The following is a 12,715-nucleotide window of genomic DNA, read 5'->3' on the forward strand; positions in this document are numbered from 1 at the left end:
TTCACCAGCTTCACCGCTTCAAGCTTGTATTCGCGGCTGAACTTTCGTCTTTGCATTCATACTCTCCGGTTTCATGCAGAACACCTTAACTCAGTGTCTATGAAACCGGCAGCAGGCCATTCCTCGGGCTTGACGGCAACGACAATCTTTTAACTAAAGTCGGCATGGGCGGAAGTGGTTTCGAGAACAGGGAGGGTCGCACGAGAGCCGCACTAGATATATACATGAGTCACATCAAAGCCCTGTTCGCACAGCGCCTAGGAGAGATTCACCCAGAGATTCTGCACGATCTTACACCCATTGAATTTCGCGCTATTCAGCAGGCAGAGGTCTACTGGGAATTGGAGAGCCAAGACGCGGTCACTCTGGTCACCGAACTAGGCCATGCATGTAAGTCAGTAGCTCCGCTCGTTTTCGTCGGCCACCCGATCACTATCGGGACCAATCAGAACTGTCCTGTAATCAGAATCCCGTTACCCTCCGATATTCAGCTGGTGATCTACGCCAAAGAATACACCCGCGTGCGCTTCGAGTTGAAATTCAAAGGCTTGGTAAGACAATTAGCAAACCGTTCCGATCATCCAACAGACCGATCGGTTTTCCAGGATTTGTTGGCAATGCGGAGCGCAGCTTCTAAGCGCATGAGGCAAGTGTGGAGGGGGGTAGCTCCGATAATGAGGGACAGTCGTACATCACCCGGTAGGCTTTCCGATTTCCTTGAGCTCATAAATAGAGCCGATTTGGGCGGCGAGAAGGAGCTAATTGTTTCACTTCTGGGCAACCTGCGCGGACTGACAAACTCAGGAATTTCGCTGGCGAATATCAAAGCGTTGGTTCGCATTGGTGTGCTCCAGGACCGCGTGAGCCTAATGCACGGTGGCTCGAAGCGATATCCTTTGATGCAGCAATGGTCACGGATGTTCGACGAATTAGGAGCGGCTACTTCGTACAATCCGGCAGCGTTCGTTTGAGCACTAGAGACAGCTTGGGCGGTCCCACGCTGTCTCTAGACTCCCGATTTTTGAAACGGGGTGCAAAAATTGAACGTCAATCAAAGGCTGAACCGGTGTTATCAGTTCAGTTTTGGTACATAGTACTGGTACATAAGCGCGACAAGATTGTCATCAACTTGTTGTTTTTATTAACTAATTGGTGCATAAGTTAGTCCCCGCTTGGCTCCACCAAAATTTCCACTCTAGCGACGTACAACCGCTAGCACAACCGCGACCTTGCCGTCGGGGAAAGCCTCGCAATACTCGCCGGCGCAACGAGATAAGTTGAAAGGTCGCCCTGCGCGTCATGCCAAGCAGCGTCATGTCCCAGCCGGTCGGTGAAATCGGCATGGGCGGCAATGCTTTCGAAGCGCGCGAGAACCACCATCACATTCTCACCAAGCCGTACGGGAAGCCGTGCGAACGTGTTCTCACTTTGCTCCGAGACGAATGTCGCAATCCGATTGCCGCCAGCCTGCTCAAGGATCGCCGCAAGTCTATTCTGATGGAACGCGAGAAATCCAGACTCTGCGGGGGCTCTCAACCTATATGTTATCGCCTGGATGATTGTGGGCGCTTGCTCACCGAGGTTGGTTTCCGGCCGATTGTCGGGGAGCACGAAGCCAGCCGCACCGTCTGCCGGGTGCAACAATAAAACATCATCCGAGTCGATCATTGTGCTGTTCGCGGCGTCACGGTGTTTGGCCCAGACCGGCCCATCATAGAATGCGGTAAGAGCCGCGTGCCGCCCGCCCATGTCATCGAACCCACGGAGCCAGACGAAGGCATTTGGATCATCGAGATCGCGGAACTGGCCAATGACTTTCATGCCGCATGCTTCCTGGCTCTCGACAAATTCAGCATCAAATAGGGTAATAAGGTCGTCGCGCCGCCCCGGATGCAGTGTATAGCGGCGCAGCTCAACGATCGGGCTGCACAGTATTCTTGCATTCTGGTGTTCCGAGGCCTCCGTAGTCGCATGCATGTCTCTGCTCCAAAACAAACAGGTTGACCTGTTTTGACTAGAGACCGGTTGTCCTGTTTTGTCAATCCCGCTAATCTCCGCAGAAAGGATTTCTAGGGATGACCATGAACACTTTGCAGAAAGACGGCAGATCGACGGCCCCCGGCGGTCTGGAAAGGCCGCCAGACGGGGAGAGGCCAAAGCGAACGAACAACCCCCAGGCTATCCGAGCGCGGATTCTCGATGTTGCCGCCGATCTCTTCCAGCGTGGCGGATACAATGCCACAAGCGTCCATGACGTCGTGCGTGCGGCAGAAACGACCGGGGGTGCCCTGCACCATCATTTTGCGACAAAGAAATCGCTCGGCCTTGCCGTCATCGGTGAAAGGGTGGCCCCTGAAGTGGAGGCGACCGCGATCCGGCCAGTTTCGACCGCTTCGTCGGCGGCAACCGGTATCCGCGCGGTGTTCAACGGGGTTGCCGATACGCTGGAGCGCAACCGTGCGGTTACCGGTTGCCCTTTGAACAATCTTGCGCTCGAACTTTCATTGGCCGATCCGGAATTCCGCGAAGCCGTCAATACGATCTTCGATCGCTGGCGCGCTGCGCTTTCATTCAGATTACATGCCGATCACCCGGAAATGGACGAATCGCGCGCACATGATCTCGCGACCCTCGTGGTAGCCAGCTATTCGGGTGCAATGGCAATGGCCAAGACCAGCCAAAGCGCCGAGCCGCTACGTGCCTGTGCTGCACAACTCGAGACGCTAATACGCAGGACCTAAACCTGCGCCCGGGCAAATATCTCGGTCAACCAGTCGGCAAAGACGCGCACGCGCGAAGAAAGCTGGCGGTTCTGCGGGTAGAGAACCCAAACGTTCATTGGGGGCGGCGGGCAATCGGGAAGCACGACGCACAGACGCCCTTCTGCGAGTTCGCTCGCGATACGATAGCGCGGGACCTGGATCAGTCCGAGGCCAGCGATTGCGGAAGCCGCGTAGATATCTGCACCCATTACCGAGATCGGTCCCGATAGTGTGACAAGCCGGACGCCAGCCCGCGTGCTAAATTCGAGGGGGTAGGGCTTGCCCGTACTGCCTGAAACATAGTTGACCGATTGGTGCCCTGCGAAGTCCTCGACGCTCCTTGGTTCTCCATGACGGGCAAGATAAGCGGGACTGGCGCAGGTAACCTGCTCCATCTGTGCAATCTTTCGGCCGACCATGGTGGAATCCTTGAGATCGCCGGCGCGTAGCACGCAATCAATTCCTTCCTGCACAAGATCAACGAGACGGTCGCCTTCACCGATGCTCAGTTCCAGCGCCGGATAACGATGAAGGAAATCAGGCAACGCCGGCATAACGAAATGTCGTGCCAGAGTACCTTGCAGATTTACGCGCAAGAGGCCCTTTGGCGCCGAGTCACGGAACGATGCTTCCGCCTCCTCCATGTCGGCGAGCAGGCGCAGGCAGCGGTCGTAATAGGCTTCGCCGTCGAGCGTCGGATTGACCTGGCGTGTCGTACGGTCGAGGAGGCGCGTTCCCAATCGCTCCTCCAGCCGTTGCATGGCGTTCGTCACCGTCGCGCGGGGGATATGAAGATCGTCGGCGGCATTGGTGAAACTGCGCCGTTCGACGATGCGCACGAAAATCTGCATTTCCCGGAACCGATCCATGGCAGCTTCGGGCAGCTCCCTATTGTTGTCATGTATCGAATAGTTATGCCAGTTTTTGCCTAATTATGCAGAAAGCCATTTGGGGCATAGTGACGTCAATGTCAACGCCACGAGGAGGTACACTCAATGACACAGCCTCAGAAACAGATTGCAATCATTACCGGCGCAGCGCGCGGCATTGGTGCAGCGGTCGCCGAGCGGCTTGCCACTGACGGCTTCGCTGTCGTCATCAATTACGCCAACAGTTCCAAGGCAGCAGAAGAGCTTGCGGCAAAGCTCCGAAGTGTGGGCCAGACGGCCATCGCCGTGCAGGCGGATGTTGCCAAGGCCGATGAAGTTCGCCGGATGTTCGAGGTGACGGAAACCGAACTCGGCAAAGTCAGTGTTCTCGTCAACAATGCCGGCATCATGAACGTCGTGCCGCTTGCCGAAACAAGCGATGCAGTTTTCGAACAGCAGTTCTCCACCAATGTGCAGGGCACATTCAACACGCTGCGCGAGGCGGCCAGCCGTATGGCCGATGGCGGCCGGATCATCAACTTCTCCACCTCGGTCGTCGGCACCAACCTTCCGGGCTATGCCATCTATGCCGGTACCAAAGCCGCCGTTGAAACCTTCACGCGCATCTTTGCCAAGGAACTGCGCGGCCGCAACATCACGGTCAATGCAGTGGCGCCTGGACCCATCGCGACGGATCTGTTCCTCGCCGGCAAAAGCGATGAACTCGTTCAGCAGTTCAGTAAGGCGGCGCCTCTGGAACGGCTCGGACAACCCGACGACATTGCCCGCGTCGTCTCATTCCTCGCCGGTCCGGATGGCGGCTGGATCAATGGCCAGATCGTGCGCGCGAACGGCGGGCTGGTTTGAACTTCTAAGTGAGGCCTACATGCCGCTGGTTGGCTGGAAGCGTGCAATCTGCATGAAGGTAACGGCCTTACCGGTAAACTTATTGGCATCCGCCACAGGTAGCGATTGCTGGAAGCCAGCGGTATAGACCGTCGTGGGCGCTTTCCGCATCGAGCCATTGCGCAGGACAGCCGGCACAACCTCAGGCGAAACCTCAGCAACCTGTTCGGACGAGAGAGCCCTGTCCGAAAGATCCGAGGATACCTGAATTGCCTTTGCGGTCTGGCCCTGCACCAGCTGGCGATGCGGCTTTGCCTTCTTGGCCGTCGTCTTCACGCCACTGTCAAGCATGGCGACCGGGTCGCCCTTGGCTTCGAGCATGGTGCGGCGCAGAGAGGTCTGCGGTTGCACGGCTGCCATTTGAACATTCTGTTGCGGCTGTAGCCTTCCACCGGTGGTTCCACTCGTGGTCGGCATCGGCGCGAAAGCCTCGGCAGAATCCTCATCGTGGTCGACATCAGCCTGGGCGATGATGGCTTCCGGTGTCAGACTGTCATCCGGCACGGTGATGACGTCCTGGTCCGCGGCGGGCGCAGTTTCCGCAGGCAGGACCGGACGCTGGCCTGGAACCACCGAGGCAACTTTCATGTCTTGCTGCTTCGGCTTGTCGAATGGCACTGGAACGAGGGCGTTGGCCATGGCTGGTTGGGATTCGTCTGCCGCTTGCGCAGGCTCGTCAACATTTGCTGCGATCAATTCACGAATGGCGCTGGCGCTGTCTTCGGGGCGCGGTTCAGGCACGGCAACAGCCGCATCGGCCTGGGCAAGCGCAGTCAGCGTTGAAGGCTCGCCCGGCGCCGGCGTTGGTGCATAATCAGGACGCCGCAGTGGTACGGGCACCGCAAAGGCGAGCGCCGCATTGTCTTCGGCGGTGATAGGAGCCGGAGCTTCCTGACGCGGGGCTGTCACGGGTTGAGGTATGCGCGCGGGAAGCTCGGGAGCAGCTTGGGTCGCCGTCGCGGGCGGCGCAGCCGGTTGCGGTTGTGGTTGTGCCGCGGTGGCTGGTGCAGCAGCGCCACCATCGTCGGCCTCCTCGCCTGCTGGTGCTTTTACAACGGCGCGTGAAGGCTTTGCGTTTGAAGCGACGGCGACGGAGCTTTCGCTCGAATCTTCCTCTTCATCCGCGCCGCCACCAAAGAGCAGGCCAAAAAGTGTCTTGCCCTTTCGACTGGAGCCGGAGGACGAGCTTGCAATCTGGATGGAACTGCCACTGCGTCTACGCGCCTCGTAGGCTGCGACCGCTTGCTCGTAACCCGGCAAAGGCCTGCCGTCCGATGGGACGTGGATCGTCTTGCCGTCCGGGAAGACCGCCAGAAGTTCCTTGCGGCTCATGCGCGGCCAATGGCGAACATTTCCAACGTCCGTATGAATGAAAGGCGAACCCGAACGCGGGTAATAGCCAACACCTCCGGCCTCATAGCGCAAAGCCGTGGCGCGCAACGTTGCAAGTCTGACGCCCGGCAGGTACCAGTCCATGGCTTTGCCAAGCATGTGCTGGCTCTTGCGCGCAACGCCGCGGGATCTCGAGCGGAGCATGGAATTGGTTGCCGGGGAACGATAGGCCGAAACAACATGGATGTAATCGCGCCCACCCACCTTGTCATAGATCTGCCAGACGAGATCGAACAGGCGCGGATCCATCTTCGTCGGTTCGTTGCGACGCCAATCGCGCAGGAACCTGTTCAACTTATTGAGGCCGTCCTGCTGAAAGCGACCATTCCTTTTGAATGTTATTTCGGCGCGCTCATTCGTATGGACGAAATAGAGCCTCAATGTGCGGGTTTCCGCAAAGGCTTCAGCCGACGAAAAAAACATTGAAAGGAAAATAATAAACGGGCCGAACCATCGGCCACTCAGTGGAAAAACTGTCTTTGATAGGCCGCTTTTTGCTTCACTTGCGCTAGACAATATCGTTCCAATCCTGACCGTTTTCCAAAGCATCGAATAGCTGGACTATCCGATTTATTGGTTAATGACCACTTTATTGATGCACATGAGCATCCGATTTGAATGTCAATGAACGCGTCCCCACAGAAGGTATCTTTCCTAAAAGGACAAATTCAAGTCGAGATTATGGCTGAAATTGCAGGTGGTTGGCCTAAATTTGCTTATTTTTGCGCCACAGCCGCGCTTTTGACTGTTTGGGCTGGATTGCCGGAAAAAAATGTCGCAAAGCAACGGGACAGAAATCTCCCCAGGAAGGCCAAATGTCCGTACCCTCGGAAACCCTGTCCAGCGCCTCCGAATCCTCGACAGCACGCACCGGCGTCCTGTTGATGCTGCTCGGCATGTTGATGTTTTCCCTCAACGACGTGATGGGCAAATGGCTGGTTTTTACCTATTCCGTGGGGCAGGTTGTGTTTGTCCGCAGCGTAGCGGCTCTCATCGTCCTTGCACCGTTCATTTGGTTCAACGGGCCGGAAAAGTTATTGCAGGTCGATCGCCCGCGGCTTCAGGTCGCGCGGGTGGTGCTTTCGACGGCCGAGGTCTTCGCCTTCTATTTCGCCGTCGTCTACCTGCCGCTTGCCGACGTGATGACCTATTGGCTGGCGGCGCCCATCTATGTCGCCGCAGTCTCGCCCTTTATATTGAAGGAGCCGGTCGGCTGGCGGCGCTGGAGCGCCATCATCGTCGGTTTCATTGGCGTCGTCATTGCGCTTGAACCTTCATCGCAGGTTCTGACGCCGCAGGCGATCATCTCGGTTCTCGGCAGCATGGCATTCGCCTTCATGCTGCTGCTTGGCCGCTCCCTGCGCGGAACACCCGATACGACACTGGTGTTCTGGCAGATTGTCGGCGCCGGACTGGCGGGCCTCGTCTCGATTGCGTTTGACTGGACACCCGTCAGCTTGCGTGATTTCCTGCTGCTTGGTCTGCTGGGTGTCGTAGCGATGCTCGCTCATGTTCTCGTAAACCGCGCACTAAAGATGGCGGATGCCGCCACGGTTGCGCCACTGCAATATACGCTGTTGTTCTGGGCGATCGTCTTCGGTTGGATGGTGTTCGGCGATGTGCCGCGCATGTCGATGCTGATTGGCTCGGGCTTTATTATCGCCTCAGGCCTCTTCATCTTCTTCCGCGAGCAGCAGTTGAAGCGGCAGGGCAGGATCAAAACTTTGAATGAGACGGTCGTTGCCGGATCCGGCGACAGCGCCTGATCCGACAACCTATAGGACCCGCTCTCAGGCGTTTGCCGGGGCGTCCTGAAGGGACGCGCCAAGTGCGTCGAGCAGGTCTTCGGTGCCGCGCCGACGCAGTGCCGGATCGTCGAATTCATCGAGATAGGCGCCTTGTTCGGTAAGGATCAGGCGAGTTCCCGTGCCTTCAGGCCCCAGTTCCAGCGTCGTCAGCGATACGGAGATACGCTTGTCGTCAAGATGCATGTCGTAGGTGTAAATGATGCGCTGGTCAGGGACGATGTCCTGGTAGATCGCCTCGAATCGATGCTGTGGTCCTTCCTTGGGGCCGCCAACGCTGGTTTCGCGGCCGCCAATTCTAAAATCCATCGTGTGTTGGTCCGGTCCCCATTCCTCGGGCCCATTGAACCATTTCGCCTTGGCCCTGGGATCGCTCAGTGCGAAGAATACACGCGCCGGGGCGGCCGGGTATTTGCGTTCGATGACAAAAGTGTCGTGTGTCACGGTGCGTTTGGTCATGCCTCTATCCCTTTTCCTGATCGGCGAAAAAATCGCCCAGCCTGTCGAGACGCAGCTCCCATGTCCTGCGGCGATCGATCATCCAGTCTTCGGCCGTCTGCAGCGCCACCCAATCAATGTGGCAGGTGCGTACGCGTCCGACTTTCTCGGAACGGACCAGCCCGCTCGCCTCCAGAACCTGCAAGTGCTGCACCACCGCCGGAAGCGACATGGTGAGCGGCCTGGCAAGTTCGCTGACCGAGGCCGGTCCCTTGCTTAGCCGTTCGATCATGATGCGCCGGGACGGATCCGCGAGCGCCTGAAACATGAGATCGAGTCGGCTCGTTTGGTTAAGCATATACTTAAGTATCGCAACTCAAGGGGGCTGTCAATTGCCCGCATCGCGGGAATGTCATCAAATTGCGCTTAGAGGTTTTCGTGCGAAATACGGGCCAGAGCGGCCTCGAAATGGTTGACCGCCTTTTCGAATTTGTCCCGGCACCCGGGATTGCAGAAGCCGACCACGGCGCCCCTAAAGAGAGTGAGGCTATCTTGCCTGATCGGATCGCCTGACCAGGGACAGTTCCTGTTGATTGCATCGGTGATCTTCAGTTCCGGCATGGTCTCGTTCCTCCCTTGCGGTTCACGCGGGTTCGACTGCTACGTGTGTGAGCACGGAGTTCGCGATAAAACATTGTTCGTGCGCCTCGTGATGAATCCCTGCTTCGGTCTCTCGATCGGGGGCCTCGCCAGCATAAGATATATGGGGCCGCAGCCTGACCCGCCTCACATATAGCCTGCCCGTTTCGTTCTTGGCCAGTTCACCTTCGGCGGCATCGCGGTACTGGCCGACGACAATGCCCTTCCTGGCCGCAATCGAAAGAAAGAATAGCATATGGCAACTGGCAAGCGAGGCGACAAAGGCTTCCTCCGGATCGACGTTTTCCGGCGCTGAGAACGGTATGCGAACAATATGGGGAGAAGACGATGCGGGAACCTCGGCTCCGCCATCGAACTGCCAGACGTGCGCGCGGCTATATTTGTTGTCGGTGAAAGGTTCGTTTTCTTGCTTCGTCCAAAGGACGGTCGCGCCAAATGTCGTCATAGCGTGTGTTTCCCGAAACTGTTGTGATGCTGATTGATCAACCAGAGCTTGTCAAAGTGACCAGGAATTGTCGATAACGAGTGCCCGGAAATGAATCGGTGAGGACAAGATGGAACTTGGTATCAAAGGCAGGCGCGCCATTGTCTGTGCGAGTTCGAAGGGACTCGGCCGGGGCGTAGCAGAAAAACTCGCAGAGGCGGGCGTCGATCTGACGCTGAATGCACGTACCGAATCGACGCTCCGGGCCACGTCGGACGCGATTGCCGGCAAATACGGCGTCAAGGTTCAGATCGTTGCGGAGGACGTTACGACCGAATCGGGGCGGCAAGCCCTGCTCAAGGCAGAACCGCAGCCGGATATCCTCATCAATAATGCAGGTGGGCCACCTCCTGGAGTTTGGTCCGACTGGGGCGAAGAAGAGTGGCTCAAGGCAATCAACAATAACATGTTGACGCCGATCCTGTTGATGAAGGCAATTCTGCCGGGCATGATCGAGCGCAAGTGGGGACGTGTGGTCAATATCACGTCCGGCTCCGTCAAATCGCCGATTGCGCAGCTTGGACTTTCCAATGCAGCCCGCAGTGGCCTTACCGGTTTTGTCGCGGGAACGTCGCGTCAAGTGGCGCGCCATGGCGTGATCATCAACAATCTCCTGCCCGGATCGCATGATACAGACCGCACCAAGGGCTTCATCGAGCGCTCGGCGAAGGAAAAAGGCATATCCATCGAAGAAGCGCGCAAGGAGGCCTATGCCGATAATCCGGCAGGACGCTATGGTACGGCAGAAGAATTCGGCGCGGCGGCGGCTTTCCTTTGCAGCCAGTACTCCGGCTTCATCGTCGGCCAGAATCTTCTTCTCGACGGCGGTGCCTTCAACTCAACGCTCGGCTGATCATTCGCCGATGAAACGATAGCCCACGCCGGGTTCTGTACGGATGAACTGCGGGTTGTTTGCATCATCTTCGATCTTCGCCCGCAGTTGACCGACAAAGACGCGCAGATATTGCAAGTCTTCGACATGTGCCGCTCCCCAAACTGACGCGAGCAATTGCCGATGTGTCACAACCATGCCAGCGTGCAGGACGAGGTGGACCAGCAACTGATATTCCTTGCGGGTGAGGTGCACTTCCTCGTTGTCGCGGGTCACGATGCGCTTCGCCATGTCGACGACGAGGCCATTGACCTCGAACCGGGAAGGAACGCTGGCGCCCGCAACCTGCCGGCGCAAGCTCGTGCGTATGCGCGCCAGTAGCTCACCGATGCCGAACGGCTTTTCGACATAGTCGTTGGCGCCGAGGTCAAGCGCGGCGATCTTTTCGGCTTCGCGGTCGCGCGCCGAAAGAACGATGATGGGAACGTCGGAAAATGCGCGCACCGTCGCGATGACTTCCTTGCCGTCCTTGTCCGGCAGGCCAAGGTCGAGGATGACGAGGTCGGGAGCGCTCGTCGCAACAAGGCGCTCGGCGTCACCGCCGCTCGATGCCTGAATGACCTCATAGCCTGATGCTGTCAGTGCAGGATTGAGAAAGCGCTGTATTTGCGGCTCATCGTCGACAACGAGGATGCGGTGCTGGTTCATTTTGGCGGTCCTTCCGGATGCGCGACGGGAAGCCGAATGATGAACCTGGTACCGCGTTTGCGTACGGCGGGGCTTTCGGCCTTGATCGTGCCACCCATCGACTCGACGAAGCCCCGCGCAATCGAAAGCCCGAGGCCCGTTCCGGGCGCGCGGCCATCGCCTCTGGTGCGGCGATAGAACTTGTCGAAGATTTTGTCGAGATCCTTCGGCGGAATACCCTTGCCCTGGTCCGTGACACTGATTGCGACCTCAGCGTCGTCCTGTCGCGCATAAATAGCGATCGGTCCGTCACCGGCATATTTCGCCGCGTTGTCGAGGAGATTGAACAGGACCTGACCGAGCATCGCGCTGTCGCCTTTCACGGTCGGAAGGTCAGGCGCAATACTGATCTCGACGACGATTTCGGACTTCAGCTTCTTGATCCGTTCAATCGATGCCGCGATGACTTCGGACGGATCGATCGGCGCATTTTTAACCGCGAGCGTGCCGGCCTCAATACGCGTCATGTCGAAGAGATTTGCGACGAAGCGTGTCAGCCTGCCCGCTTCCTCCTCGATCGAAACCAACAGGTCGTCCCGGCTCTCCTGCTTCATGCGGTCGCCGAGCTGGCGCAACGTCGTGATAGCGCCTGTAATCGATGCTAGCGGCGTCTTGAGGTCATGGGAAAGCGATGAAAACAGCGCCGTGTGCAGCTTCTCGCTTTCCTGCAAAGCCGTCGTCTTGGCGTTTTCCTTGACGAGTTGCGCGCGGTCGATGGCGATCGCCGCCTGATCAAGGATTGCCGTCAGCATGCGGTCCTCATCCTCGGTCAGCCCGTCGCGGTCCTGCATGAAGAGCCCAAGAACACCTGCAACGCCGTGCGAAGTGAGGATGGGCAGAAACTCCCAACCGATCTGCGGCAAGGTCGCGGAATCGTGGCCGGCTCGCTCGTTCTTCTCGAAGGTCCAGCGCACGGCGGTCATATCGGTGCCATCAAGGCTTGAATCAGGAGGCCATGCCGTCTGCACCCTCAATTCTTCCTCGTCGGGGAGGAGAATGACGACGCCGGTCCCGAAGGTCGCGTGCAGATGCGTCGCCGTCGAGAACAGCACGTCATCGAGCCGGGCGGTACCGGAAAGCTTGCGCGAGAATTCGTAGAGAGCCTGCGTATTTTTTGCCTGGTTGCGCGAGCGGCCAACCTGGTCGCGCAATCGCCCGGTGAGGTCGCCAATCATCAGCGCGACCGCAAGAAAGATGATCAGCGAGAGCAGTTGATGCGGCTTGGCGATGCTGAGATCGTGGATGGGTTCGAGAAAGAAGAAATTGTAGAAGACGAAGGCAAGGCCCGCCGCGATTACCGCTGCGAGACGGCCGCAGATCATCCCGGACAGGATGACGGCGACAAGGAAAACCATTGAAAGGTTTTGCGGATGGACAATGTTGCTTGCGGCGAGGCCGAGCAGCGTCGTTGCGCCAGTTGTCGCCAACGGTATGCCAATTGCCAGAGCAAGCTCCAGCGGCGTGCGCGTGCGCAGTTTCGGCGGCGTATAGGACACGGCCTGTTCCTCGCCCGTGACGATATGAACACCGACATCGGTAAAGCGCTTGATGATTTCGTCGGGCAGCGAACGGCGGAACGGGTTCGTCAGTCGCCGCGGCTTCGGGCGGCCAACGACGATCTGCGTTACATTCTCACGGCGTGCGATACGAAAAATCTCTTCGACAAAATCCTCGGCGATGACGCGTCGCGTTTCAGCGCCGAGGCGTTCGGCAAGGTCAAGCAACGCGTCGATCCGCTTGCTGGTTTCTCCGCCCACCTCGCTGGTTTGCGTCAAGGAGACGACAAGCCAGCGTGCATTGAGCCCGGAGGCAAGACGGCT

14 protein-coding genes are annotated in these 12,715 nt (G+C 58.0%); 5 read left to right on the forward strand and 9 right to left on the reverse strand.

The features are described 5' to 3' along the window. Positions 1 to 224 precede the first annotated feature (224 nt). Positions 225 to 971 carry a hypothetical protein gene (locus tag AAAB35_RS16855; RefSeq protein WP_340669444.1) on the forward strand — a complete coding sequence of 249 codons (747 nt, stop codon included), beginning with the start codon at positions 225 to 227 and terminating at the stop codon, positions 969 to 971. 241 nt (positions 972 to 1,212) lie between these two features. On the opposite strand, the gene AAAB35_RS16860 is transcribed toward AAAB35_RS16855, so the two are convergent. Next, a complete protein-coding gene (locus tag AAAB35_RS16860) occupies positions 1,213 to 1,977 on the reverse strand; it encodes an NIPSNAP family protein (protein WP_340669445.1) in 765 nt (254 codons plus the stop codon). Between the two features lie 98 nt (positions 1,978 to 2,075). On the opposite strand from AAAB35_RS16860, the gene AAAB35_RS16865 reads away from it, so the two are divergent. After that, positions 2,076 to 2,741 carry a TetR/AcrR family transcriptional regulator gene (locus AAAB35_RS16865; protein WP_340669446.1) on the forward strand — a complete coding sequence of 222 codons (666 nt, stop codon included), beginning with the start codon at positions 2,076 to 2,078 and terminating at the stop codon, positions 2,739 to 2,741. Here AAAB35_RS16865 and AAAB35_RS16870 read toward each other — a convergent pair. Then, positions 2,738 to 3,631: a LysR family transcriptional regulator gene (locus AAAB35_RS16870; protein ID WP_340669447.1), complete on the reverse strand. Its 894-nt coding sequence runs from the start codon at positions 3,629 to 3,631 to the stop codon at positions 2,738 to 2,740. The two genes, AAAB35_RS16865 and AAAB35_RS16870, sit on opposite strands and share 4 nt — an antisense overlap. 126 nt (positions 3,632 to 3,757) lie before the next feature. On the opposite strand from AAAB35_RS16870, the gene AAAB35_RS16875 reads away from it, so the two are divergent. Further along, complete coding sequence (locus tag AAAB35_RS16875) at positions 3,758 to 4,498, forward strand: SDR family oxidoreductase (RefSeq protein WP_340669448.1); 741 nt, start codon at positions 3,758 to 3,760, stop codon at positions 4,496 to 4,498. 15 nt (positions 4,499 to 4,513) lie between these two features. Here the strand turns inward: AAAB35_RS16875 and AAAB35_RS16880 are convergent, their stop codons facing one another. After that, on the reverse strand, positions 4,514 to 6,478 hold the full coding sequence (locus AAAB35_RS16880) for a DUF882 domain-containing protein (protein ID WP_340669449.1): 1,965 nt from the start codon (positions 6,476 to 6,478) through the stop codon (positions 4,514 to 4,516). A gap of 266 nt (positions 6,479 to 6,744) precedes the next feature. On the opposite strand from AAAB35_RS16880, the gene AAAB35_RS16885 reads away from it, so the two are divergent. Next, positions 6,745 to 7,695, forward strand: a complete 951-nt coding sequence (locus tag AAAB35_RS16885; protein WP_340669451.1) for a DMT family transporter — start codon at positions 6,745 to 6,747, stop codon at positions 7,693 to 7,695. Between the two features lie 24 nt (positions 7,696 to 7,719). On the opposite strand, the gene AAAB35_RS16890 is transcribed toward AAAB35_RS16885, so the two are convergent. The 4 genes from AAAB35_RS16890 to AAAB35_RS16905 form a co-directional block, all read right to left on the reverse strand. After that, a complete protein-coding gene (locus AAAB35_RS16890; protein ID WP_340669452.1) occupies positions 7,720 to 8,193 on the reverse strand; it encodes an SRPBCC family protein in 474 nt (157 codons plus the stop codon). Positions 8,194 to 8,197: 4 nt separating this feature from the next. Beyond that, positions 8,198 to 8,530 carry a metalloregulator ArsR/SmtB family transcription factor gene (locus AAAB35_RS16895; RefSeq protein WP_340669453.1) on the reverse strand — a complete coding sequence of 111 codons (333 nt, stop codon included), beginning with the start codon at positions 8,528 to 8,530 and terminating at the stop codon, positions 8,198 to 8,200. Positions 8,531 to 8,598: 68 nt separating this feature from the next. Further along, positions 8,599 to 8,793 carry a glutathione S-transferase gene (locus tag AAAB35_RS16900; protein ID WP_340669454.1) on the reverse strand — a complete coding sequence of 65 codons (195 nt, stop codon included), beginning with the start codon at positions 8,791 to 8,793 and terminating at the stop codon, positions 8,599 to 8,601. Between the two features lie 22 nt (positions 8,794 to 8,815). Next, positions 8,816 to 9,277 carry an OsmC family protein gene (locus AAAB35_RS16905; protein ID WP_340669455.1) on the reverse strand — a complete coding sequence of 154 codons (462 nt, stop codon included), beginning with the start codon at positions 9,275 to 9,277 and terminating at the stop codon, positions 8,816 to 8,818. Between the two features lie 109 nt (positions 9,278 to 9,386). On the opposite strand from AAAB35_RS16905, the gene AAAB35_RS16910 reads away from it, so the two are divergent. Continuing rightward, positions 9,387 to 10,169, forward strand: coding sequence for an SDR family oxidoreductase (locus AAAB35_RS16910; RefSeq protein WP_340669456.1), 783 nt, complete (start codon positions 9,387 to 9,389; stop codon positions 10,167 to 10,169). On the opposite strand, the gene AAAB35_RS16915 is transcribed toward AAAB35_RS16910, so the two are convergent. Together AAAB35_RS16915 and AAAB35_RS16920 are read right to left on the reverse strand one after the other, a co-directional pair. Next, entirely contained in the window at positions 10,170 to 10,856 is a 687-nt protein-coding gene (locus AAAB35_RS16915) for a response regulator (protein ID WP_340669457.1), read from the reverse strand. After that, on the reverse strand, positions 10,853 to 12,715 hold a 1,863-nt coding region (locus tag AAAB35_RS16920), incomplete at its 5' end, for an ATP-binding protein (RefSeq protein ID WP_340669458.1). The genes AAAB35_RS16920 and AAAB35_RS16915, both read right to left, overlap by 4 nt.

The sequence above is a fragment of the Phyllobacterium sp. genome, from assembly GCF_037994425.1.
Taxonomy (GTDB): Bacteria; Pseudomonadota; Alphaproteobacteria; order Rhizobiales; family Rhizobiaceae; genus Phyllobacterium.